This is a genomic window from Clostridium sp., assembly GCF_022482905.1.
Classification (GTDB): Bacteria; Bacillota; Clostridia; order Clostridiales; family Clostridiaceae; genus Clostridium_B.
In genome coordinates this window covers 1,470,750-1,496,149 of record NZ_JAKVOI010000001.1, presented here as the reverse complement: position 1 = coordinate 1,496,149, position 25,400 = coordinate 1,470,750, and the positions used below count along the sequence as shown (strand labels likewise).

Below are 25,400 nucleotides of genomic sequence, written 5' to 3'. Positions count from 1 at the left end.
AATAAATATAGGAACTTGTTTAAGGTGAACATCAACGAAAGGAGAAACACAGTGAGGTTACTAGAAGATTTATTAGAAATAACTGTTAAGGAAAAAGCATCTGATTTACATCTAACTGTAGGTATCCCGCCGGTTATAAGAAAAAATGGGATATTAAGTGAAATTGAAAAGGAAAAGTTAAAGCCAGGTGATACAGAAATATATGCAAAAGAAATACTTAAAAATGATTATGGAAAATATATTGAGAGAGGAGAAATTGACAGCTCATTTTCAGTATCGGGCCTTGGAAGGTTTAGGGTAAATGTATTCAAGCAGAGAGGAAGTACTGCAATTGCCATAAGGGTAGTAGGACTCAAGGTGCCGAATTTAAATGAGCTTAAACTTCCTTCCGTAGTAAGACAACTTGTTTCGTATACGAGAGGTATGATTTTGATAACAGGACCTACGGGATGTGGCAAAAGTACTACTTTGGCTGCAATGATAAATGAGATTAATTCAACGAGAGCAGCACATATAATAACCCTTGAAGATCCAATAGAATATCTTCACAAACATAATAAATCGATTATAAATCAAAGAGAAATAGGGAAAGATACTAAAAGTTATTCAACTGCACTAAAATCTGTACTCAGGGAGGATCCTGATGTAATTCTGGTTGGAGAAATGAGAGATCTGGATACAATATCAATTGCTCTTACTGCTGCGGAAACAGGGCATCTGGTATTTTCAACACTACATACTATAGGTGCTGCGAAAACCATAGATAGAATTATAGATGTATTTCCGCCATATCAGCAGCAGCAGGTCAAGATACAATTGGCATCAGTTATGCAGGGAATAATATCACAGCAATTAATAGCTAGTATAGATGGTAAAAAGCGAGTAGCCGCCTTTGAAATAATGATAGCCACAGAAGCTATAAAGAACATGATAAGGGAAGGAAAAACTCACCAGATTGAATCTTCCATGCAGACCGGAGTTAAATATGGAATGAAGACTATGGATATGTCATTATCCGAGTTGTGTAAAAAAAATGTGATATCAGTGGAATCGGCACTTGCTTATGCAACAGATAGAGAAATGACAAGGAGAATAATAGAACTTTAAATGAGGACTTTAAAGGTTTTTACCTCCATATAGAGGTTAAGGAATTTGTGCAAAATATTAGTTAATTATATATAACTACTATAGTAATTAATTAATATTTGTGTTAAAATAACCTTAAATTAGGGGGGATTAAATTGGACGTTTTTCGGCAAATAATTCATGGTGCCTCTCGCATTTTAACTTATACTGTTTATATAATATCGATATACTACCTGTGCATATCGTTTTTTGGTTTATGGAGAAAAAAGGATGATAAAGAGGTAAAAAATCAGATGAGTTTTGCACTTGTTGTTGCAGCTCACAACGAGGAAATAGTAATTGGCGATATTGTTGAAAGTTTAAAGGCACTGGATTATCCTAAGGAGTTGTATGATATATTTGTCATTGCAGACAATTGTAATGATGCAACTGCCAAAAAGGCAAGGGAAAAAGGTGCTCTAGTATATGAACGCTTTAATAAAGATAAAAGAGGAAAAGGATATGCACTGGAATGGATGTTCAATAAATTATTTAAGATGAATAAAAAGTATTCTGCAGTTGCCATATTCGATGCCGATAATTTGGTACACAAAAATTTTTTAAGAGCCATGAACAGAAAACTCAACAAGGGGTACAAGGTTGTTCAAGGATATTTGGATAGTAAAAATCCTCAAGATACTTGGATTACAGGAAGTTATTCCATTGCATTCTGGACTAACAACAGGATGTTCCAGCTTGCAAAGAGCAATTTAGGATTATCTACACAGCTTGGAGGAACTGGCTTTTGTATAGAGACAGATGTATTGAAAAATCTGGGATGGGGAGCTACATGCCTTACTGAGGATTTGGAGTTTACCTGTAAATTCATATTAAATGGATATAAAGTTGGCTGGGCTCATGATGCGATAGTATATGATGAAAAGCCTCTTACGCTTTCTCAGTCATGGAAGCAGCGAAAAAGATGGATGCAGGGATTTGCAGATGTATCAAGCAGGTACTTTTTTAAGCTTATAAAAAAAGGTATAACCAGTTTTAGTTTTATTCCAATAGATTGTGCACTTTATAGCATTCAACCAATAATTGCAGTTTTAATAGGTATATCTGCATTAAGTGGTCTGATTCAATATTTTATGATGACATACAATATAATATCAAATTTCAATACGGTGATATATTCTATAGATTTTAATATGTTTACTATTTTGGCTATAATATTTTCACTGATGCAGTATATATATACGCCGATTATACTTGTGATGGAAAAAAAGTTGAACTGCAAAGTGTTTTTTTATTACATAATATACCCAATTTATGTATTTACATGGTTCCCAATTTCTATTCAGGGAATTTTGAACAAGAACAGTAAGGACTGGATTCATACAGTTCATACAAGAAGTGTTAAAATAAAGGATCTTAGAAAAGCCAATTAAAATAAAATTACAGGAAAAGGAGCAGACAGCCTTTTCCTTTTATTGTATGTGAGTAATCAAGTTAATTATATTTTAGAATTTATTAAAATATGATAAAATAATAAGAGGAAATTTAACTTTCTTGTTGAATATATATGTTTGATGGTTCTGTTTTAAGGGGGAGAATATTTAATGAATGATTATATAATAGGAATAGATGTCGGATCATCTAATATATGTGCTGCAGCGGGTAAATTAGACAAGTATGGTAAAATGCAGATAATGGGGATTACTTCTTTTGATTGTAATGGTGTAAAAAAGGGAGTCGTAATAGATATAGACAGTACTTCGGAATCTATAAGAAAGTGTGTATACGATCTTGAAAGGATGATAGACATTAAAATAGAAGAAGCATATATAGCACTTCCAGGGGGATTGAGTGAACTTATAGAAACAAAAGGAGTAGTTGCCATATCTTCAGAAGACGGCGAAGTAAAAGAAAATGACGTAAAAAGAGTTTTAAAAGCATCTAAAATAGTTACTATTCCCAACGATAAAGAAATAATAGGTATAATACCCGAACAATATATAATTGATGGATATGACAAGATAAAAGATCCTGTAGGTATGAGTGGAGTCAGGCTTGAGGTAGATGCACAGATTATACTGGCGCAATCCAGTATAATAAACAATTTTTTTAAAAGTGTAAACAAAGCTGGAATTAAGGTACTTGGACTTGTATTTGAACCTACGGCCATATCCAGAGTTGTTTTAAAGGATGAAGAAATGCAGAGAGGGGTTGCACTTGTAGATATAGGTGCAGATTCTATAAATATTTATAATTATGAAGGGGGAAAATTAAACAATATAACAACTGTATTGATTGGAGGAAATAGTATAACCAATGATATTTCCGTTTGCCTGAAAATCCCTATATCATCTGCTGAAGATTTGAAGAAGAAATATGGTATTGTTGGAGCAGAATCCAGAGAAAAAACTTTGAAGATAGAAATCAATACAGATTATAACAATAAGATACAGGTAGATTATAATATGCTTACTCAGGTAATAGAAGCAAGGGTAGAGGAAATGTTGTCCATAATAAATAATAAATTAAAATCCCTTAGTAATTATGAAAGCATATCAGAAGTGGTTTTTGTAGGTGGAGGAATATCTCAGATAAAAGGAATACAGGAATTTAGCAGTGATATATTGAATAAACAGGTTAGAATTGGAATACCAAATTACATAGGGGCATCAAGTCCAATATATGTAACTGCAGTTGGAATAGTGGAGGATGCAGCTAATTCCGTAAGGGGCAGGTATGAAAAAAAATTAGACAAGCATCAGAACAATAAGATGGAAAATATTAAAAAGATGGAAGAGAAAGATATTGAAATAGAAAATGAAAAATATGAAAATAGTGGGTTCGTATCAAAAATAAAAGAGTTTTTTACAGATTTTTTCTAATGAGGAGGGTTTTATTGTGCTAGATTTTGATGTTGATGTTCAGCAGTTTGCTCAAATAAAGGTAATAGGGTGCGGCGGAGGAGGAAACAATGCTGTAAACAGAATGATAACTGAGGGATTGAAAAATGTAGAATTTATAGCTATAAATACAGACAAACAGGCTTTGATGCTTTCACAGGCATCACAGAAAATACAAATAGGTGAAAAACTTACCAAAGGACTGGGAGCTGGAGCAAACCCTGAAATAGGGCAAAAAGCTGCCGATGAAAGTAAGGATGAGATAGCTCAGGCAATAAAAGGTGCAGACATGGTTTTTATAACTGCAGGAATGGGCGGCGGAACTGGAACCGGTGCAGCTCCTGTAATTGCAGAGACAGCCAAGTCTATGGGAATACTTACTGTAGGGGTGGTGACAAAACCTTTTCCTTTTGAAGGAAGGAAGAGAATGATACATGCTGAAATGGGAATAAAAAATTTAAAGGATAGAGTGGATACCCTTGTTACAATTCCAAATGAGAGGTTACTCTCCATAGTCGACAAGAAGACCACGCTTATGGAGTCTTTTAAATATGCAGATGATGTTTTAAAACAGGGCGTACAGGGTATATCCGATCTTATAACGATACCGGGGCTCGTAAATCTGGATTTTGCAGATGTAAGAACTATAATGCTGGATAGAGGTCTTGCCCACATGGGAGTTGGTAAGGGAAATGGTGACAATAGGGCACAGGATGCCGCAAAACAGGCTATATCAAGCCCCCTTCTTGAGACTTCCATAGTTGGTGCTACTGGAGTCCTGCTAAATATAACAGGTGGTTCGGATCTTGGATTACTTGAAATTAATGAAGCTGCAGAAATTGTTCAGGATGCTGCTGATCCGGATGCCAATATAATATTTGGAGCAGTAATAGATGAGGACATTAAAGATGAAATAAGAATTACAGTAATAGCTACAGGGTTTGAAGAGGACAAGGAAAAAATCAAGCCAGATAACAATTTAAAAAAAGATGTAAATAGCGGCGGTAGACGGTTTAAAAATGGATCAGATGCAAAAAGTGAGGCTGCAGCTACTTCGGATTACAACGATTTAAATGAAGACGATCTTGAAATACCAGCCTTTCTCAGAAGACAGCAGAGAAATGGCAGATAATAAATAGAGTCCATGTGCAATCAATTGCACATGGACTCTATTTGTTTTTCATTGTTGTCAAATTTTCATATCAAAATTACATTTCTTTTTTTTTATATACATTTGTATCCATGTAATCTTATATTAAGTATAAATTTAAATACTATGGCATATTATAGAAAATGAAAATATTATATGACATTATAAAATGACAAAATTTTGAAGAACATAAGTATATAATAGAGGTAAATATTGGAGAGCAATATGGGGAGATGATGGATATTTGATTGTATTTCTTGATGTACTGATCTTTGTAAATGTAGTAGTAAATTTTTTTATTATGTATATTACAGCGAAAACTCTTAGGATAATGGTAAAATTTAGATATATGGTTTTATCATCTCTTCTGGGGGGAATATATGTTATAACAATGATTTTTCCTGTATTATCGGTATTTTCTAGAATGCCTTTTAAGATACTGGCTGCTGCAATTTTAGTATTAATAACCTTTAGAAAAAGAAATATCGTTTTTAACTTAAAAGCCTTATCCATATTTGTAATGTATTCAATGCTTCTTGCAGGAATATGTATTTTTATTCAATATAATATCTATGGGGAATATACGGACAATTTTTCATGCAAGTGGCTTGTAATTGCCATTATGATTGCATATATCGTAATTGACAGGCTGGTGGTATTTATAAGGGACAGGAAGACACTTACCACTTTGATATTCAATGTAGATATTGTATTAAACAATGGGAGCAAAAGAGTGAAGGCATTTTTAGATACTGGAAATGAATTAAAAGAACCTGCAACCAATCTTCCGGTAATCATAGTTGAAAAATCAATGCTTGGCAATATAGATATTGAAGGCTATGACAAATTTTATATACCCTACAAGGTTGTAGATGGAAAATGTGGAAGGCTTAGGGGATTTAAACCAAAGGCAGTAAAAATAGGCATAGGAGATAATGTTGAAATCAGGGAGGCTATAATAGCTTTTTGTGAAGATAGATTAAGTGAATTCAGTGATTATCATGCATTGTTGCCCAGAGGGGTAATTTAAAATTAACAGCTGGTAAAAAAGTAAGTATGCATGAAGATATAGAATTAAAAACTAGGGCTAATGGAGGATCGGTTATGTTTAAAATAGATGTGATATTGAATAGATTGATGTTAAAGTTCAAAATATTTTTTAAGAATCTTTACTACATAGGAGGCAGTGATGTGCTTCCACCTCCTCTTACCAAAGAAGAAGAACAGAATTTGGTATTGAAGTTGGTGGATGGTGATGAAAAAGTAAGGTCAACTTTAATTGAAAGAAATCTAAGACTTGTTGTGTATATAGCCAGGAAATTTGAAAATACGGGTGTAAATGTAGAAGATTTGATATCTGTAGGTACAATAGGTCTCATAAAGGCTGTAAATACTTTTGATCCAAATAAAAAAATAAAGCTTGCCACTTATGCGTCCAGATGTATTGAAAATGAAATATTAATGTACCTTAGAAGAAATAATAAAGTAAAGGCCGAAATATCATTTTATGAGCCGCTGAATGTAGACTGGGATGGCAATGAGCTGCTGCTGTCAGATATATTGGGCACGGAAAATGACATAGTTTATGACCTTATTGAAGATGAGGTAGACAAGCAACTTCTTGTAATAGCCATGGAAAAGTTAAGTGAGAGGGAAAGAAAAATAGTTAATTTAAGATTTGGATTAAATGGTTATAGAGAAAAGACACAAAAGGAAGTGGCGGATATGCTTGGTATATCCCAATCCTATATATCAAGACTGGAAAAGAGAATAATAAAGCGTTTAAAAAAAGAAATAAATAAAATGTTATGAGCTTGTCTTTGGTATAAAATTCAGCTTCTTAGTAAATACTTAAAATGCTATGTATTCTAAAGGGGCTGATTGCATGATAATTAACAAAGTCGAAATTTGTGGAGTAAATACGTCAAAATTGCCAGTTCTTAAGGAAAATGAAATGAAAGAACTTTTGACCAGGACTAGAAATGGAGATTGTGAAGCTAGAGAAAAGTTCATTAAGGGAAATTTAAGACTTGTATTAAGCGTAATACAAAGATTCAATAATAGGGGTGAAAATGCTGATGATCTCTTTCAGGTAGGATGTGTAGGGCTAATAAAGGCAATAGATAATTTTGATTTGAAGCAGAATGTAAAGTTTTCCACCTATGCGGTTCCCATGATTATAGGTGAAATAAGGAGATATTTGAGGGACAATAATTCCATAAGAGTAAGTAGATCCCTCAGAGATATAGCTTATAAGGCACTTCAGGCAAGAGATAAGCTTGTAAAGGAAAATAACAAGGAACCTACAATATCACAAATATCCAAGGAACTTGATATGCCGAGAGAAGAAGTGGTGTTTGCACTGGATGCGATTCAGGATCCTGTTTCGCTCTTCGAGCCAATATATCGTGACGGGGGAGATGCCATATATGTCATGGATCAAATAAGTGATACGAAAAATGTAGATGAAAATTGGCTTGAAGACATATCAATAAAGGAGGCTATGAAAAAATTAAATGACAGGGAAAAACTGATATTGAATCTCAGGTTCTTTGATGGTAGAACACAGATGGAGGTGGCGGAGGAGATAGGAATATCTCAGGCCCAAGTATCCAGATTGGAAAAAACTGCTTTAAGGCATATGAAAAAGTATATATAAATATAATATAACTAGATTATATTTAATTAGGGGGTGCCTACATATATGGAGAATAATATTGCAGAGGAAAACTCATTGTATTCACTGGCAAGTTTGAGATCTATGGAAGTCATAGATATAAATACGGGGGCAAAACTGGGTTTTATAAAGGATTTGAAAATAGACTGTGAAAACAACAGAATATTATCTTTGATACTGCCGTCACAGACAGCCAAGATAAGCTGGTTCGGTAAAAATGATGATCTTGAACTTCCATGGGATAATGTAAAGAAAATAGGAATAGATGTACTCCTTGTAGATGCAGAAAATGCATTGACTTAAATACATTATTTTTTATTGTATATCTATATATGTGTGCAGCCTGATGAAAATGCATTCAAAAAAGTGTATAATATAAGTCATATATAGGTATAAAGGACGTGAAATGAAATGAAATGCCCTTATTGTGGATATCCGGAAAGCAAGGTCATTGATTCAAGATCTACGGAGGATAATAAAGCTATCAGAAGGAGAAGAGAATGTCTCAATTGTAAAAAAAGATATACTACTTATGAAAAAATTGAGGATATTCCGATACTGGTTATAAAGAAAAATATGGGCAGGGAATATTTTGACAGAAATAAAATATTGAATGGACTTATAAAAGCTTGTCAGAAAAGACCTGTTTCCAGACAACAGCTTGAAGGTATAGTAGATGATATTGAAAAAAGTATAAATAATAAAATGATAACTGAAATAAATTCTTCTGATATAGGTGAAATGGTTATGAAAAGACTTAAGAATGTTGATGAGGTTTCCTATGTGAGATTTGCATCAGTATATAGACAGTTTAAAGATATAAATACATTTATGGAAGAAATTAAAAATCTTATTTCAAAAAAGTAGATGATATATAATATGTCATCTACTTTTTATAGTTAATCAAGCAGTCACTATATCTTATAGGAAAAAACTGTATTTTTATTATAAAAATAGATATAGTGGATTTAATAGATTGTACGTAGAACTTATTGAATTATTAACTGAATTTAACAGATAATTATTATGTATTTAACATAACAATTGTATACTTTCTTCAGATGTCGGTATATGAGGTGAATCAGATGAATCTATGTGATAAATATGAATTGGAAAAAATACTGGATAATAAAAGCATTAATACAGTATTTCAACCTATTGTATCCCTTAAGGATGCATCAATTATAGGATATGAGGCATTGAGTAGAGGACCGAAGAACTCTCCACTGCATTCGCCTGAAAAACTTTTTTCAGCAGCTGAATGCTTCGGAAGAATATGGGAACTTGAGTTGCTGTGCAGGCTTAAAGCTATTGAAAAGGCAAATATTATAGATAAAAACAAGTTTTTATTTATAAATGTAGATCCTAAAATATTTAAAGATGAAAGATTTAGAAGTGGATTTACCAAAGATTTTTTAAAAGACAACAATATGTGTCCGGATTCAATTATCTTTGAAATAACGGAAAAAACAGCTATAGAAGATTATAAAAGTTTCAAGACGGCTCTGGACAATTATGTAAATCAAGGCTATAAAATTGCAATTGACGATATGGGAACAGGCTATTCAGGACTTAAAACTTTGATGGAGACAAAGCCGCATTATATTAAAATTGACATATCGTTTATAAAAGACATAGATAAAGATGCATTCAAGCAGGAACTTGTAAAGACATTTTTATCATTTGCCAATTCTACGAATATGAAAGTTATTGCAGAAGGAATTGAAACCGAAAGTGAACTCCTGAAACTTATAAGTATAGGAATTACTGCAGGCCAGGGTTATTTCCTTCAGAGACCATCGGGTACATTCCTTGATATTTCTGAAAGTGTAAAAGAAAAAATAATCAAATACAATAAGATAGAAAACAATAAATTTGATAAGAACTATGTGGGAAATATTGTACAGAGAAATCCTGCATTTCCATTAAGTGCTACTGGCAGGGACATGAAAAAGTTTTTTGATAGTTCAGGTGTTACAGGGGCATGTATTGAAAAAAATGGTTATCCAGTGGGTCTGATTATGCAACATAATCTTGATTATGTACTTGCTACCCAATACGGACTTTCAGTTTTTTTAAGGCGGCCGGTATCACTAATTATGGATTGTTCACCGCTTATAGTTGATTACTATACTGATATAAGTGATGTGTCAAGAGTTGCAATGGAAAGAGATCCTAAAAAAATATATGATTATGTTATAGTTACAAAGAAAAATAAATACTATGGAATTGTAACAATTAAGAACTTGCTTGAATATACTATAGAGTTTGAAAAAAATCATGCCAAGAATCTCAACCCGTTAACAGGTCTACCGGGAAATGAGATCATAAATAAGACAATTGATAATATGATAAATTGCAACAGTAATTTTTTTTTAATCTATGCAGATTTGAATAACTTTAAAACATATAATGATACCTATGGTTTTGAAAATGGAGATAAAGTATTAAAATTTACGGCCAGGCTTATAGAAGAACAGATTAAGAAGTTTTGCATATATAATAGTTTTGTAGGACATATCGGAGGGGATGATTTTGTATGTATAATAGAAAATCAGGGTGAGATATGTCATGAGTTATGCAAAAATATAATTTCGGAGTTTGATTTAAAAATATTGGATTTTTTTAATGAAAAAGATAAAAACAACGGGTATATTGAATCCTTCGATCGAAAGGGCAACAAAGATATTTTCCCACTTACGTCCATAGCACTAGGATGTATGTATGGTAATTTCAGTAGATTTAAAGACATTGATGAAATTGGAGTGTATATGAGCAAGATTAAGAAGAAAGCAAAAAAGAACAAAAATAGCAGTTATGTTGTCTTAAATATTAATCATGACAGCTTGTGTTATAATTAATAAAATTTGGAGGAGCCGACATGAAAAAAAAGTTCAACTTTGAGTTTTTGCATACGTTTGACGGTATGAAAAAAAGAATATTTGCCAAGCTAAGAGGAATAGAGGGAAGAATAAGAATAGCAAAAAGAATAAATTTACCTAGTTTATCAATCTTGAATAGTGTGGGGACAAAAATAATTGCACAAATTGGCTTACTGGTAATAGTTATTTGTGGAGTTATTGGAGTAATATCTTATAGCAATTCTTATGCAGCTATGGAACAAAATATAAAGCAGTCTCTTCAAGACAAAGCTGTTGATTCATCTAAATTAATAAATTCAATGCTGCAACAGCAGATTAAAGCCATGGTTGAAATAGCCAACAGACCTGAAATAAAATCAATGACTCCTGAAAGTCAAATTCCAGTTTTAGCCAGGAGAGCTGAAGAATTAAATTATTTAAGTCTTAATGTAATGGATCTAAAAGGATTAACTTATATGCAAACCGGCGGTAAAACAAATATAGATTTGAATAGCAGCGATTCGGATTATCTTAAAACTGCGCTGCAGGGAAAACCCAAAATTGATGGACCATATTTTAATGTTAATGGGGATCAGATAATAGCAGTGGCGGTTCCTATAAAAAATGATAGTAATAAAGTCGTAGGAGTTCTGTTTTCAAATATAAGTACAGAAGAATTGAATAAACTTGTTCAGAAGATGAAGGTTGGTGCAAGTGGGTATTGCTTTATAATCGATAAAAAAGGAAATAAGGTAATACATAAAAATTTGACCCTGGTTTTAAATAAAGATAATACTATAAAAAATGCAGAAAAGGATAAATCTCTTGTAGAACTATCAAATATTGAAAAAAAGATGATACAGGGTAAAAGTGGTTCCGGATATTATAAAGAAGATGGAAAATATATGCTTATGGCTTATGCTCCTATACCGGAAATGAACTGGTATTTGGGAGTTACTATAGCTAAAGAGGAAATATTTGCGTCTGTAAACATACTTAAATACAAGATGATAGCTGCTACTATAATATTTATATTGATAGGAATTTTTATTGGCATAATTATAGCTGGACAAATAAAAAAGCCTCTGGTTAAAATTAGAAAATATGCTGAAGAACTGTCAGGATTTAATTTGGAATATAAAATAGATATAAAAAGCAGGGATGAATTTGGTCAAACGGTAGGTGACCTCAATTCCGCGTTGGAAAATATAGGCAATATGATGAAATATGCTAAAAAAGAGAGCAGCACTGCTCTGGAATCCAGCAACTACGTGAATAAGATGTTCCAAGAATCACAGGCCAATATTGAAACTGTATCAAGTATGTCCAATGAAATAACGACGAATATGGAAGAAACACTGTCAGCTATTGAAAATGCAGGTAAAAAAGTAGATCTAGTCAAACATATGGTGGAGAAGACTGTTGATGAGGCTAGTGCCGGATTGAGTTTATCTGATGAAATGAATAAAAAGGCTGTCTATATAAAAGACAATATAGAAAAATCAAGAGGAGATTTGAAAATCTGTTATGCAGAATCGAGTAAAAAACTTAAAAGTTCTCTGGAAACTATAAAGGTTGTGAACAATATATCTAAAATGTTGAATGAAATTAGAAATGTCTCAAAAAAGACAAATATACTTGCTTTAAACGCACATATCGAAGCTGCAAGGGCGGGAGAGTCTGGAAGGGCATTTATGATAGTTGCAGGGGAGGTAAAAAAGCTTGCAGACCAGTCTTCGAGCATGGCAGATGATATACAGGTAAATATAAAGGATATAATGACGGCGGTGGGAGAACTGATAGATTCTTCAAAAAATATACTTCAGCTTATAGAGGAAAATGTAATGAAGGACTATTCAAAAATAATTGAAATGAGCAAAGAATATCAGGATGAAGGTATAAAGATTGAATTGGTTATAAAAAAATTTTGTAATCTTACAGATGATATAAATTTGTCCCAGCAGGAATTTTCAAGTATAATCAGTAATATTACGGACTCTGTAGGCAAATGTACTGAAGCAGTAATAAACATATCCGGCAGTATGAGTTCAATAGAAGAAAAAAATTCGGATATATCTTTAAAAACTGCCCAAAATGCCGATGAAGCAAAGAAACTCATCGACATTGTCGAGCAATTTAAAGTTCAAGATTGATCGGATTTTCCCAAAAATCGTGTAATAATTTCTGATGAAATAAATGATACAATGGGAACTGTAAAAATTATCGCCATGCTTCCGGTTAGTCCTTGAATTATCTCTAAATTTACCATATCCATGTTAATAAGCTGATTATAGCTTACATTGTAGGAATAAATTATTATAATCATGGTAAGTGATGCTCCTGCAAATGCTAGAATCAATGTATTTGCCATTGTGCCCATCATGTCTCCTCCCACATTCATTCCGGATTTGAAAAGTTCTTTTTTGCTCATATTAGGATTTGATATATATATTTCTTGTATAGAAGAGGCTATTGATATGCTGAGATCCATTACTGCTCCAAGAGATGCTATTAAAATCCCGGCAGTTAATAATTCGTGTACTTTCATGCCTGATACATTTGAAATCATGTTCAAAGTTTCTACATCGGCAAAGTTAAACCCTGTCAGATGAGCCAAGTGGCCAGAGACCAGTTCAATTATTCCTGCGATAACAACTCCGGATATGGTACCAAGTATGGCAGACAAAGTCTTTGGACTCCAGTTATTTAACAAAAACAATGTTACACAGCTTGTTATAACTATTATTAGAATTGAAGCCATAATTGGTGAATATCCTCTGTATAACATTGGAACAAACAAAAATATGATACATGACAGTGTAAATACAAGCCCAATTACAGATCTGAAGCCTTTTTTCCCGCCTATTATACATAAAGAAGTGAAAAAAATAAAAATGAATGCATATTGAACAGGGGCTCTATAGTAATTGTATATCGTTATGCCATGTGAGGCGGAATTAGCCGTAGAAATTTCCACAATTACTTTCATTCCAGATTTTAGGTATACGTTATGGGTATCACTTAAATAATTTGTTACGTTTTCTACATCTCCTTTGTATTCCCCCGAAAGAATTTTAATTTGCACTTTCTGAGTCCCAAAATATATGTCTTTTGATTGTGTGAATTGTTTTAGAGAATTGTTTTTTACGGATATAACCTGAGCTTTTTCATATTTTATATAGGATTTCCCATTTTGTTTATTATATGTTACGGGATGGCTCATGTTAAAATGGTATAAAAAAATACCGAATAATATTACGGCTGCTGAAAAAATTAATACTTGAAATGTTTTTGAAGATTTAATCATAATTACCTCCATCATAATATAGAAATTATCTGAAATTTGATATACACACCATTATATTACGCAAATGAAATGTAATTATAAAATGCGTGTAAAATCTAGGTTAAATATGAAATGTTATTATTATTTTACATAGACTTTACATGAATATAACAGATAGAAATATGAAAGTTGTTAATATAATAGTGTATGTATTAATGAACTGTTAATAAAATTATTGTTTTAGGAGGAAAGTTCATCATGATGCAATATCTCAAAAAAGCAACGTCAAAAATAGCGTTATTCATGCTATGTTCTCTAGTTGTATTTTCAGGACTGGGAATGCCGATATCGACAAAAGCAGCTGAAAATGATGATACTTCTACAAGTCAGTCAGTTACAGCAACAGCAGAAGAAGGAACTCAGCCAGATATTAAAGATGTAACCTTTGCACCGGGAGCAGATCAATCACAGGTAAATTTTGCATGGTATTCAAAGGGTAATGCAGATCCACAGGTGCAGATTGCACTGAAGTCCGACATGACTGGAAGCCAGTTTCCTGAAGACAAGGCAAAGACCTTCAAGGGACAGAAATCAGAGGGAAATGAAGGATATACCTCCAACAAGGCAACAGTAACGGGACTTAAACAGGCTACTGCATATGTATACCGTGTAGGAGACGGAACTAACTGGAGTCCGGTCAATGACTATACAACACAGGATATATCTAAGGGATTCAATTTTCTGTTTGCAGGAGATCCTCAGATCGGTGCCAGTGGCAAAATAACTGAAGATGGAAACGGATGGGTTGATACACTGAATAAAGCTTTTGATAAATTCAAGGATACGGATTTTATAATGTCGATAGGAGATCAGGTAAATAACGGCAAGGAATCTCTGGATGAAAACAGCGCAGTCAAGAATGAAGGAGAATACGACCAGTTCTTCAGACCTGAGCAGCTAAAAAATATACCACTTGCAGCAATTCCGGGTAACCACGAAGGATATGGACCGGGTCACATAACTCATTTCAATGTTCCTAATATGTCAGACAAGTACGGCATATTCACCAATAACGGATTCGAGGAAGATAAAAGTAATGGAACAACAGGAAATGACTATTACTATGTATATGGAAATACGCTTTTCATGATGCTGAACAGCAACGACATTAATGCAGAGGACCACAAGGCATTCATGAAAGAGGCGATAGCAGCGAATCCAAATGTAAAATGGAAGATAGCGGCAATGCACCATTCAATCTACAGTTCTGCAAACCATGAGACGGACAAGGATATAGCGCAGAGAAGACTTACACATCCTGAGGTATTCGAGGAACTTGGAGTGGATGTTGTCCTGGACGGACATGACCACTGCTATACGAGAACATACCAGATGAAGGCTGGAGAAGCAGTTGATGTTGAGGATGCAAAAGACGGCAAGGTTACCAATCCGGAAGGGGTTCTGTATATAACTGCAAACTCTGCAAGTGGAAGTAAATACTATGAAATGCAGGAACCAAATCAGAACAATTACTATGAAGCTGTAAAATGGCAGGATCATGTTCCAACATTCTCTGATGTAAAAGTGGATGATAACAACTTTACAATAACAACATACAGAACTGATACAATGGAAGCCATCGATACCTATACTATAACTAAAACATCAGATGAACCTGGAATTGACAAAGATATTAAAGATGTAACTTTTGCACCAGGAGCAGATCAATCACAGGTAAATTTTGCATGGTATTCAAAGGGTACTGCAGATCCACAGGTACAGATTGCACTGAAGTCCGACATGACTGGAAGCCAGTTTCCTGAAGACAAGGCAAAGACATTCAAGGGAAAGAAATCAGAGGGAAATGAAGGATACACTTCCAACAAGGCAACAGTAACGGGACTTAAACAGGCTACTGCATATGTATACCGTGTAGGAGACGGAACCAACTGGAGTCCGGTCAATGACTATACAACACAGGATATATCGAAGGGATTCAATTTTCTATTTGCAGGAGATCCTCAGATCGGTGCCAGTGGCAAAATAACTGAAGATGGAAACGGATGGGTTGATACACTGAATAAAGCTTTTGATAAATTCAAGGACACTGACTTTATAATGTCGATAGGAGATCAGGTAAATAACGGTAAGGAATCTCTGGATGAAGGCAGTACAGTCAAGAATGAAGGAGAATACGACCAGTTCTTCAGACCTGAGCAGCTAAAAAATATACCACTTGCAGCAATTCCGGGTAACCACGAAGGATATGGACCGGGTCACATAACTCATTTCAATGTTCCTAATATGTCAGACAAGTATGGTATATTCACCAATAACGGATTCGAGGAAGATAAAAGTAATGGAACAACAGGAAATGACTATTACTATGTATATGGAAATACGCTTTTCATGATGCTGAACAGCAACGACATTAATGCAGAGGACCACAAGGCATTCATGAAAGAGGCGATAGCAGCGAATCCAAATGTAAAATGGAAGATAGCGGCAATGCACCATTCAATCTACAGTTCTGCAAACCATGAGACGGACAAGGATATAGCGCAGAGAAGACTTACACATCCTGAGGTATTCGAGGAACTTGGAGTGGATGTTGTCCTGGACGGACATGACCACTGCTATACGAGAACATACCAGATGAAGGCTGGAGAAGCAGTTGATGTGGAAGATGCAAAAGACGGCAAGGTTACCAATCCGGAAGGGGTTCTGTATATAACTGCAAACTCTGCAAGTGGAAGTAAATACTATGAAATGCAGGAACCAAATCAGAACAATTACTATGAAGCTGTAAAATGGCAGGATCATGTCCCAACATTTTCAGATGTAAAAGTGGACAGCAACAACTTTACAATAACAACGTATAGAACTGATACAATGGAAGCTATAGACACCTATACTATAACTAAGAAAACTTCATCAGGTGGTGGATCAGGTGGTGGCAGTTCAAGTAGTGGTTCAAATTCATCAGTTAATGTAACAAACTCAAATACAAATTCAGTTGTTAATGCAATAAAGAAATCAAGTGATAATGCAACTGTAACTATAAAGGTAGATGACAATAAAAAAGTGGAGAAAGATGTATTTGATGCAGTGAAGGGGACCGACAAAAAATTGGTGTTCACAGAAGATGGAATAGAATGGACATTTAATGGAAATGACATATCAGATACTAAATCGGTTGATATGACAGTTGATATAGCTAAAATTAAAGATTCCAAGTCGTCAAATAAGGAAGCAATTCAGCAGAAGACAAATAATGCGGATGTTACTGTAGTATCTTTTGCAGATAATGGAGAACTTCCTGGGAAAGCTACAGTTAAGATTAAACTTGACAATAGCTGGCTTGAAGATAAAGACAAAAATAATATGAATGTATATTATTACAATGAATCCAACGATACTTTCAGCAATATAGCAAACAATTTAAAAGTTGCTTCTGATAATTATATAAGTTTTGATGTAACACATAATAGTGATTATATAATATCGGATAAAGAATTGACTTCCCTGAAGCAGGTGAGACTGGGTGGATCAGACAGATATGAAACCTCGGCAAAAATATCACAGAACAAATGGTCAAGTGCAGATTCGGCAATACTGGTATCAGGTAAGGCTTTTGCAGATGCACTTAGTGCAGCACCATTTGCAAAGCAGTTGAATGCACCTATACTGCTGACTTCAAATAACTCACTGGATAAAAGTACATCGGCAGAACTTTCGAGACTGAAAGTTAAAAAAGTTTATATAATTGGTGGTACCGGAGTCGTGTCTAATTCAGTGACAAATGCTGTAAAGAGTATGAAAATAAGTGTAGAGAGAATATCTGGAGCAAACAGATATGCCACTTCACTTGCAGTTGCAAAACAGATTGGAAAACCTGCACAGATATTCATAGCTTCAGGAAAAGGCTTTGCAGATGGATTGACAATATCATCTTATGCGGCTCTATCGGGAAGTCCAATACTTCTGGTAGATGGAAGCCATCTAGAAAATGATGTGCTGCAGTATATAACGGAAAATGGCAGTAAATCATATGTAATTGGAGGAAATGGCGTCGTAAGCGATAGTATAGTCAAGAGTTTGAAGGCTGAGAGAATATCAGGAGCGGACAGATATTCTACAAACACTGCTGTATTGAATAAATTTAATGACAGCTATGATCTGTCAAATATTTATTTTGCATCGGGAAGTGATTTTGCAGATGCACTCTGTGGTTCTTCAGCAGCGGGCAAGGAGAAGGCACCCATTGTACTTATTGGAAGAATTGATTCCGGTAATACAAAAAATTATATTAACTCAAAACTTGGCTCTGCCAGTCAAATTACCATTCTCGGAGGAGAAGGGTCAATTTCAGAGAATACTGTTAATCAACTATTACAATAGCGGAAGGTATTTTAAACTAGAAGAGGGATATCTCAAAAGTAGAATATTGAGGTATCCCTCTTTTGTATCTTTGACTGTGTTAAATTTAGGTTAATAAATTTAAGTTACATATACGGAGTTCAATTTATATATAAACAATGTTAAAATGTATGGTGTAATATTAATTATTTTGTATTTGGAGGATGGGCATGGATACTATTTCAATTGCAGGATATGAGTTTATAAAAGTGGATTTAGATGGAGCAACGGCTGTATTTTCAACGGCTAAAAACAACTTGGACTTTAACAAGGCTACAATTCCGGGAAGGCAAAATATAGAAAATCTGAGCAAATGGTTTGATTTGAAAAATATAGGCTACTTGAATCAGGTCCATGGTGATAAGCTTATAGTGTATAATGGAAAATTAGAAGATGCAGATGGGATATTTACAACAGGTGCAAATACTGCAGTAGGTGTATTTAATGCAGACTGTGTTCCCGTACTTTTATATGACAGGAAGAATTCAGTTGTTGCTGCTGTGCACAGTGGATGGAGGGGAACACTCAGCCTCATACTTAAGAAAGCTGTTCAAAAGTTCAAAACAGATTATAATAGTGATGCAAATGATATTATGGTATGTATAGGTCCTCATATAGGAGTATGCTGCTATATTGTTGGAGATGAATTAATAGATAAATTCGGAAATTCAAGTTTTTATGGCGGAAAAAATATATTTGCAGGTAATAAGCTGGATTTAAAAAAATGTCTTATGTATCAGCTTGAGTATGAGGGAATTAAAGATGAAAATATAAATTGTTTAGATATATGTACGGACTGCAGCACTGATTATGAGTTGTATTCATATAGAAAGAACAAGAAGTGCGGCAGACTATTTTCATTTATTTATTTGAATTAACCTATATGTATAGAACTAATTTATAAATTAATATAAATGGAGGCAATTATGTCGGAAGAAAAAATTTTAGTAGTTGATGACGAGGAACACATATGTGAGTTAATCAAGTTTAATCTTGAAAAAAGTGGCTATAAGGTTATAACCTCAACTGATGGGCTGGATGCTATAAAAAAGGTCAGGGATGAAAGACCTAAACTGATATTGCTGGATGTTATGCTGCCTGAAATGGATGGTTATGATGTATGCAAGGAGATAAGAAAAGATAGTTCAATATCATCAATTCCAATTATAATGATAACTGCAAAGGGTGAGGAATTTGACAAGGTGCTTGGATTGGAACTTGGGGCGGATGATTATATTACAAAGCCATTTTCTGTAAGAGAGCTTGTGGCGAGAGTAAAGGCACTTCTGAGAAGAACAAATGTCAATGATAATAACAATTACTATGTGTTTGGGGATTTAAAGATTAATTTTGACAAGCATGAAATTTTAAGAAGTGATAAGAAGGTGGAACTTACTTTAAAGGAATTTGAACTCCTGCAAATACTTGTAAAGAACAAGGGGAGAGTTGTCACACGAGATTGTCTTCTTGACAGGGTTTGGGGATATGAGTATATAGGCGAAACTAGAACAGTTGATGTGCATATAAGGCATTTGAGACAGAAAATTGAAGAAGATGACAAGAAACCTAGATTTATTGAAACTATTCGTGGAATAGGATATAGATTTAATTCTGGAGAGTAGTGATAATATTATGAAAAAAAAGTTAATGAAGTCAATGCTGGGCATACTTATGCTCAGTTTAATAACTATGACTGTTTTATTTATGACTATTGAGAATCAAGAATATATACAGAATATGAAGCAGACTTTAAAAATAAACAACCAAATGGTAATAAACGCCATGAGAAAAACTGACAATAAAAATAATAAAGGTGCTATTTTTAAAAACTATTTTAAAGATACAACTTTAAGGGGAACATATATAGATAAAAAGGGGGATGTAATAAGTGATTCCGAGGAATATGGGAAAAAACTCGAGAATCATAATAGCAGGAAAGAAATAGAAGATGCTAGAAAGTATGGGACAGGTTATGATGTGAGAGTAAGTGCTACTACAAACAAGAAAACCCTTTATTTTGCCACTATGACAGGGGATGGAGACATAGTCAGAAGTGCCATGACCATGCAGATGATAAAGGGGTTGGAAATGACATATTATAAGTATTATATTCTTGTAATGATACTGTCTATACTCCTGTCTTCAATTTTTATAACGCGATTGTCACATTCGCTAGTTGCACCTGTCAAAAAACTTCAGGAGATAACAAGAAGTATGGCAGATGGAAATTTAGACAGAAGGGTGAAGATAGACAGAAAAGATGAAATTGGCAAGCTTGCGGATACTTTTAACAACATGGCTGAAAGGCTGCAGTCCACACTGAATGATTCCATAAACCAGAACAACAAACTGGAAGCCATACTTAAAAGTATGGATAGTGGAGTTATAGCCATAGATACAAATTACAGGATAATAATGATAAATCCATATGCAGAAGAGATCTTTGGCATAAATTCAGAGATAATAGGCAGAAATTTAATGGACAGCATAAGGGATTTTGAACTGGAGAATGTATTTAAAAATGATGACAACAAGTACCGTGAGATAAAAATTATATGGCCAAGAGAAAGAAATTTAAGGATAAAGACTGCGGATATAATAAATAATTCAAGAAATAAAATTGGAACAGTGGCTGTAGTTCAGGATATAACAGACATAAAGAAACTTGAGAACATGAGGTCGGAATTTGTAGCTAATGTTTCTCATGAGTTGAAGACGCCCCTTACTTCTATAAAGGGATTTTCAGAAACTTTGAGGTATGTGGATGATACGGAAAATAAGAACAAGTTTATAGATATAATAAATGATGAGGCGGATAGACTTACCAGACTTATAGATGATACTCTTACTCTTTCACATATAGAGAATAATAGAGATAGAATTGTAGAGAAGATTGATGTTGTTTCTGAGATAAAGAGTGTATGTTATCTTGTAGATACTGCAGCCAGAAAGAAAAACATAAAGATAATTACAGAGTTTTCAAAATCACTTTATATCTATGGCAACAAAGATAAGTTCAAGCAGATGATGATAAATCTGGTAGATAATGCAATAAAATATTCAGATAATGGTGGACAGGTAAAAATAACAGCAAGCTCTGAAGATGAAGTTTGTGTAATAGAGGTTGAAGACAACGGTGTGGGCATATCAAAGGAACATCAGGAAAGATTGTTTGAAAGGTTTTACAGGGTGGATAAGGCCAGATCCAGAAGCCAAGGTGGAACAGGTCTGGGACTTGCCATAGTAAAACATATAGTTATGGGATTCGCCGGTAGTATAAAAGTAGAGAGTGAAATTGGAAAAGGAAGTAAATTCATAGTTAGAATACCAATTGAAGAGGGTTCTTGATTATTGAAATATTAGTGTTAATTTTATTTAACATTAGAATAATAATACCTTAACTTTTGTGGAATAATATACTTATGTAGAATGAGTTTATGTAAAATATAGCAAATTTGAGGAGGTCTACACTAATTATGAAAAAAAGAAGCTTGAGAGCTCTTGTGGCAGCTGTGACAGTTGCAATGACAGTTGGAGTTTTTGCAGGATGTGGTTCCACTGGAGATGGAAGTACTTCAAAAAAGGACAACTCAACATCTGAGAAATTATCAGGATCAATAACCTTGGCAGGGTCAACAGCACTTCAACCACTTGCAGAACAGCTTGGTAAAACTTTTTCAGAAAAGAATTCAGGTGTTACTGTTAACGTACAGGGCGGCGGAAGTGGTACAGGATTAAAGCTTGCACTAGACGGAACTGCCAATATAGGAAATTCTGATGTTACGGCAGAATCAAAATTGTCACCAGATGACGCAAAAAAATTGGTAGATCATAAAGTATGTGCAATAGGATTTGCAGTAGTAGTCAATTCAGGAGTTAAGGTTGATAATCTTACAAAAGATCAGATCCAAAAAATATTTACAGGAGAGATAACTAACTGGAAACAGGTAGGTGGCGACGATTTAGCCATAAATGTTATCAATAGAACTAAATCATCAGGTACCAGAGCTACATTCAAGGATACTGTAATGGGTGGAAAAGATGAAAAAGAAGGACTTGGAACAACACAGGATTCAAATGGTAATGTAGAAAATGCAATAAAGGGTACTAAAGGATCAATAAGTTATCTTGCACTGTCTTACTTGACCGATGCTGTTAAACAAAATGTTAAACCTTTGAAAATAGAAGGTGTTGAAGCTACCAATGAGAATATAGAAAGTGGGAAATATCCATTCTGGTCTTATGAACATATGTATACCAAAGGAGAGGCCAAAGATATTTCAAAGGCATTTATAGATTATGTACTGGATGATGCAAATAAGGAAACAATAACTAAACTTGGATATATTCCAATGAGTGATATAAAAGCACAGTAAGATTATTTTAATGCTTTAAACGGCCGGGTTAATTGTATACCCGGCTGTCAAATTATTAGTTAAGTCTGATTTTGAGGTTGATAAAAATGAATAATAGATCTTTGTGGAAAAGTTTAAAAAATGAATACATAGGAAGAGGATTTTCAATATTTTGCGGGATTGCAATAATAATTTTAACACTTACCATTATAGTATTTATAGCATCAAAGGGATTGAATACATTTATAAAACATGAATATTCATTGACTCAATTCCTGTTCAGTTCCCAGTGGAATCCTGATGGCGACAATCCAAAGCTTGGGTCACTTATATTTATTGCAGGTTCTACGTTTGTATCACTTGGAGCAGTTTTGATAAGTGCACCGGTAGGTGTTGCACTTGCTGTTTTTATGCATTACATATCTCCTAAATTTGGTTCAAGGGTACTCCAGCCGGCATTGGAATTATTTGTTGGAATACCTTCTGTTGTATATGGTTGGATAGGTTTCAGCGTACTCATTCCATTTTTAAAATGGAATTTTGGTGGTATAGGATTCAGTTTACTGGCAGGTATATTGGTATTGAGTATAATGATACTTCCAACTATTGCAAGTATATCTGCCGATGCAGTTAAAGTTGTACCCAAAAGTTATCTTGAAGGCTCTTATGGACTAGGAGCTACCAGGTGGCAGACTATATCCAAAGTTATACTGCCTTCAGCTAAAAATGGTATATTTACAGGGATAGTACTGGGACTTGCAAGAGCCGTTGGAGAAGCACTTGCAGTGCAGATGGTAATTGGTAATTCAATAAAATTCCCTAACCATCTTTTGGGACCTACGTCTACACTTACGAGTATATTGACCATGGATATGGGAAATACCGTATCGGGAACTGCATGGAATGATGCATTATGGTCTCTGGCGCTACTATTGCTTATAATATCATTTATATTTATTATCATAATCAGGATAATTGGAAAGAGGAGTGAGGTTAAATAGTGGATGCTAAAGTTAAAGATAAAATTTGGACTGGAATCTTATATGGATTATCTGGATTTGTTATATTGCTTTTAGTGGCTTTAATAGCATATATACTATTTAAAGGCAAAGGATTCTACAGCCCATCCTTTTTATTTGGTAATGCCAAATTTGGTGAAGCTGGAGGAGGAATAGGACCACAGCTTTTCAATTCTTTTTATATGTTGATTGTAGCACTTGTAATAAGTATACCTTTCGGACTGGGAGCTGGAATATACTTGGCTGAGTATGCCAAGGAAGGAATTTTATTGAATGTAATAAGATTGTGTATAGAAACTATGGCATCACTTCCTTCCATAGTAGTCGGACTATTTGGTCTGCTGATATTTGTAGGAATGACAAATTGGGGATTTACACTTCTGTCAGGTGCATTGGCTATATCCGTACTGAATCTTCCATCTCTTACACGTATTAGTGAAAATGCTATAAGAGAAGCTGCAAAACCTGTAAAGGAGGCAAGCCTCGGACTTGGTGCAACGAGGTGGCAGACAATATGGAAGATAGTTCTGCCATCTGCAATACCTGAAATTCTAACAGGTATAATTCTTGCTGCAGGTAGAATTTTCGGAGAAGCTGCAGCACTTCTTTATACTGCAGGTATGAGTGCGCCTAAACTGAATTTTACAACTGTAAGTTTGACAAATAGTGCTTCTTCCTTTAGTTTATTCAGACCGGCAGAAACACTGGCAGTTTACATATGGAAGCTTAATTCCGAAGGTATGGTACCTGATGCAGCACAGATTGCAAATAAAGCATCTGCTGTACTGGTTGTTATGGTACTGTTGTTCAATGTTCTTGCCAGAATACTGGGCAGAAAGATATATGAATCCTATACAGGTAAAAGATAAGGAGGAAACTGATGTATATAGTACAGACTAAGGATTTGGATTTGTATTACGGGAGTGTTCAAGCTCTTAAAAAAGTGAATCTGGATGTGGAAAAAAATTCGGTCACAGCATTGATAGGACCTTCAGGATGTGGAAAGTCAACATTTTTAAGAACTCTCAATAGAATGAATGATCTTATAAGTTCGGTGAGAATAGAGGGAAAAGTTTTATTTGATGAAAAAGATATATATGAGAATTATGATATAATAGAATTGAGAAAAAGAGTTGGTATGGTATTTCAAAGTCCTAATCCTTTCCCAATGTCAATATATGACAATGTTGCCTATGGTCCAAGGATACATGGAATAAAAAATAAAGGCAAACTGGATGAAATTGTAGAAAATAGTTTAAAAGGATCTGCTATATGGGATGAGGTCAAAGACAGACTGGACAGAAATGCCCTTGGATTGTCCGGAGGTCAACAGCAAAGAGTTTGTATAGCCAGGACTTTGGCTGTGGAACCCGAGGTATTGCTGATGGATGAACCAACATCTGCCCTGGACCCTATATCAACCTTGAAAATAGAAGAGCTTATGGATGTGCTCAAGAAAAAGTATACTGTCATAATCGTAACTCATAATATGCAGCAGGCAGGGAGAATATCGGATTATACCGCTTTTTTCCTAAATGGAGAAATAGTTGAAGATGGAAAAACTGAAGATATATTTTATAAACCGCAGGATAAGAGAACGGAGGATTATATAACTGGAAGATTTGGCTAATATTGGATTAGAATTAACTT

At 34.3% G+C, this 25,400-nt stretch carries 20 protein-coding genes; 19 read left to right on the top strand and 1 reads right to left on the bottom strand.

All coding sequences use genetic code 11. From position 1 onward, the window contains the following. Positions 1–51: 51 nt before the first annotated feature. The 11 genes from LKE46_RS07370 (at position 52) to LKE46_RS07320 (ending at position 12,824) form a co-directional block, all read left to right on the top strand. A complete protein-coding gene (locus LKE46_RS07370) occupies positions 52–1,107 on the top strand; it encodes a type IV pilus twitching motility protein PilT (RefSeq protein WP_291719889.1) in 1,056 nt (351 codons plus the stop codon). Between the two features lie 134 nt (positions 1,108–1,241). Then, positions 1,242–2,516: a glycosyltransferase family 2 protein gene (locus LKE46_RS07365; protein ID WP_291719887.1), complete on the top strand. Its 1,275-nt coding sequence runs from the start codon at positions 1,242–1,244 to the stop codon at positions 2,514–2,516. A 171-nt stretch (positions 2,517–2,687) separates the two neighbouring features. Beyond that, positions 2,688–3,965 (top strand): cell division protein FtsA, encoded by a 1,278-nt coding sequence (gene ftsA / locus LKE46_RS07360; RefSeq protein ID WP_291719886.1) that lies wholly within the window; start codon positions 2,688–2,690, stop codon positions 3,963–3,965. Positions 3,966–3,981: 16 nt separating this feature from the next. Continuing rightward, positions 3,982–5,115: a cell division protein FtsZ gene (ftsZ, locus tag LKE46_RS07355; RefSeq protein ID WP_291719883.1), complete on the top strand. Its 1,134-nt coding sequence runs from the start codon at positions 3,982–3,984 to the stop codon at positions 5,113–5,115. A 262-nt stretch (positions 5,116–5,377) separates the two neighbouring features. Beyond that, on the top strand, positions 5,378–6,163 hold the full coding sequence (gene spoIIGA, locus LKE46_RS07350; protein WP_291719881.1) for a sigma-E processing peptidase SpoIIGA: 786 nt from the start codon (positions 5,378–5,380) through the stop codon (positions 6,161–6,163). A 74-nt stretch (positions 6,164–6,237) separates the two neighbouring features. Beyond that, on the top strand, positions 6,238–6,945 hold the full coding sequence (sigE, locus tag LKE46_RS07345) for an RNA polymerase sporulation sigma factor SigE (RefSeq protein ID WP_291719878.1): 708 nt from the start codon (positions 6,238–6,240) through the stop codon (positions 6,943–6,945). Between the two features lie 73 nt (positions 6,946–7,018). Continuing rightward, complete coding sequence (gene sigG / locus LKE46_RS07340; RefSeq protein ID WP_291719876.1) at positions 7,019–7,792, top strand: RNA polymerase sporulation sigma factor SigG; 774 nt, start codon at positions 7,019–7,021, stop codon at positions 7,790–7,792. 45 nt (positions 7,793–7,837) lie between these two features. Continuing rightward, positions 7,838–8,113: a YlmC/YmxH family sporulation protein gene (locus LKE46_RS07335; protein WP_291719874.1), complete on the top strand. Its 276-nt coding sequence runs from the start codon at positions 7,838–7,840 to the stop codon at positions 8,111–8,113. A gap of 108 nt (positions 8,114–8,221) precedes the next feature. Next, positions 8,222–8,677, top strand: coding sequence for a transcriptional regulator NrdR (nrdR, locus tag LKE46_RS07330; protein WP_291719872.1), 456 nt, complete (start codon positions 8,222–8,224; stop codon positions 8,675–8,677). 218 nt (positions 8,678–8,895) lie between these two features. Then, positions 8,896–10,671, top strand: coding sequence for a GGDEF domain-containing protein (locus tag LKE46_RS07325; RefSeq protein WP_291719869.1), 1,776 nt, complete (start codon positions 8,896–8,898; stop codon positions 10,669–10,671). Between the two features lie 20 nt (positions 10,672–10,691). Further along, positions 10,692–12,824, top strand: coding sequence for a methyl-accepting chemotaxis protein (locus LKE46_RS07320; protein ID WP_291719868.1), 2,133 nt, complete (start codon positions 10,692–10,694; stop codon positions 12,822–12,824). On the opposite strand, the gene LKE46_RS07315 is transcribed toward LKE46_RS07320, so the two are convergent. After that, entirely contained in the window at positions 12,815–13,978 is a 1,164-nt protein-coding gene (locus LKE46_RS07315; protein ID WP_291719866.1) for a YibE/F family protein, read from the bottom strand. The genes LKE46_RS07320 and LKE46_RS07315 overlap by 10 nt on opposite strands. A 237-nt stretch (positions 13,979–14,215) precedes the next feature. Between LKE46_RS07315 and LKE46_RS07310 the strand changes: the two genes are divergently transcribed. The 8 genes from LKE46_RS07310 (at position 14,216) to pstB (ending at position 25,380) form a co-directional block, all read left to right on the top strand. After that, entirely contained in the window at positions 14,216–18,358 is a 4,143-nt protein-coding gene (locus LKE46_RS07310; RefSeq protein ID WP_291719864.1) for a cell wall-binding repeat-containing protein, read from the top strand. Positions 18,359–18,546: 188 nt separating this feature from the next. Next, positions 18,547–19,254, top strand: a complete 708-nt coding sequence (gene pgeF, locus LKE46_RS07305) for a peptidoglycan editing factor PgeF (protein ID WP_291719861.1) — start codon at positions 18,547–18,549, stop codon at positions 19,252–19,254. A 48-nt stretch (positions 19,255–19,302) separates the two neighbouring features. Further along, positions 19,303–19,998 carry a response regulator transcription factor gene (locus tag LKE46_RS07300; protein ID WP_291719859.1) on the top strand — a complete coding sequence of 232 codons (696 nt, stop codon included), beginning with the start codon at positions 19,303–19,305 and terminating at the stop codon, positions 19,996–19,998. 10 nt (positions 19,999–20,008) lie between these two features. Continuing rightward, positions 20,009–21,724 (top strand): two-component system histidine kinase PnpS, encoded by a 1,716-nt coding sequence (gene pnpS / locus LKE46_RS07295; RefSeq protein WP_291719857.1) that lies wholly within the window; start codon positions 20,009–20,011, stop codon positions 21,722–21,724. Positions 21,725–21,852: 128 nt separating this feature from the next. After that, positions 21,853–22,752, top strand: a complete 900-nt coding sequence (locus LKE46_RS07290; protein WP_291719854.1) for a phosphate ABC transporter substrate-binding protein — start codon at positions 21,853–21,855, stop codon at positions 22,750–22,752. An 86-nt stretch (positions 22,753–22,838) separates the two neighbouring features. Continuing rightward, complete coding sequence (gene pstC, locus LKE46_RS07285; protein ID WP_291719852.1) at positions 22,839–23,732, top strand: phosphate ABC transporter permease subunit PstC; 894 nt, start codon at positions 22,839–22,841, stop codon at positions 23,730–23,732. Further along, a complete protein-coding gene (gene pstA, locus LKE46_RS07280; protein ID WP_291719851.1) occupies positions 23,732–24,619 on the top strand; it encodes a phosphate ABC transporter permease PstA in 888 nt (295 codons plus the stop codon). Before pstC ends, pstA begins: the two co-directional genes overlap by 1 nt. Before the next feature lie 11 nt (positions 24,620–24,630). Further along, entirely contained in the window at positions 24,631–25,380 is a 750-nt protein-coding gene (gene pstB, locus LKE46_RS07275; protein WP_291719848.1) for a phosphate ABC transporter ATP-binding protein PstB, read from the top strand. Positions 25,381–25,400: the final 20 nt, after the last annotated feature.

Excerpts from the sequence above, each read along its gene's own strand:
- LKE46_RS07290 (WP_291719854.1), top strand. The coding sequence starts at position 21,853 with ATGAAAAAAAGAAGCTTGAGAGCTCTTGTGGCAGCTGTGACAGTTGCA.
- LKE46_RS07300 (WP_291719859.1), top strand. The coding sequence starts at position 19,303 with ATGTCGGAAGAAAAAATTTTAGTAGTTGATGACGAGGAACACATATGT.
- sigE (WP_291719878.1), top strand. The coding sequence starts at position 6,238 with ATGTTTAAAATAGATGTGATATTGAATAGATTGATGTTAAAGTTCAAA.
- pnpS (WP_291719857.1), top strand. The coding sequence starts at position 20,009 with ATGAAAAAAAAGTTAATGAAGTCAATGCTGGGCATACTTATGCTCAGT.
- ftsA (WP_291719886.1), top strand. The coding sequence starts at position 2,688 with ATGAATGATTATATAATAGGAATAGATGTCGGATCATCTAATATATGT.
- LKE46_RS07335 (WP_291719874.1), top strand. The coding sequence starts at position 7,838 with ATGGAGAATAATATTGCAGAGGAAAACTCATTGTATTCACTGGCAAGT.
- LKE46_RS07310 (WP_291719864.1), top strand. The coding sequence starts at position 14,216 with ATGATGCAATATCTCAAAAAAGCAACGTCAAAAATAGCGTTATTCATG.
- nrdR (WP_291719872.1), top strand. The coding sequence starts at position 8,222 with ATGAAATGCCCTTATTGTGGATATCCGGAAAGCAAGGTCATTGATTCA.
- pstC (WP_291719852.1), top strand. The coding sequence starts at position 22,839 with ATGAATAATAGATCTTTGTGGAAAAGTTTAAAAAATGAATACATAGGA.
- pstB (WP_291719848.1), top strand. The coding sequence starts at position 24,631 with ATGTATATAGTACAGACTAAGGATTTGGATTTGTATTACGGGAGTGTT.
- LKE46_RS07325 (WP_291719869.1), top strand. The coding sequence starts at position 8,896 with ATGAATCTATGTGATAAATATGAATTGGAAAAAATACTGGATAATAAA.
- sigG (WP_291719876.1), top strand. The coding sequence starts at position 7,019 with ATGATAATTAACAAAGTCGAAATTTGTGGAGTAAATACGTCAAAATTG.
- LKE46_RS07320 (WP_291719868.1), top strand. The coding sequence starts at position 10,692 with ATGAAAAAAAAGTTCAACTTTGAGTTTTTGCATACGTTTGACGGTATG.
- pgeF (WP_291719861.1), top strand. The coding sequence starts at position 18,547 with ATGGATACTATTTCAATTGCAGGATATGAGTTTATAAAAGTGGATTTA.
- LKE46_RS07315 (WP_291719866.1), bottom strand. The coding sequence starts at position 13,978 with ATGATTAAATCTTCAAAAACATTTCAAGTATTAATTTTTTCAGCAGCC.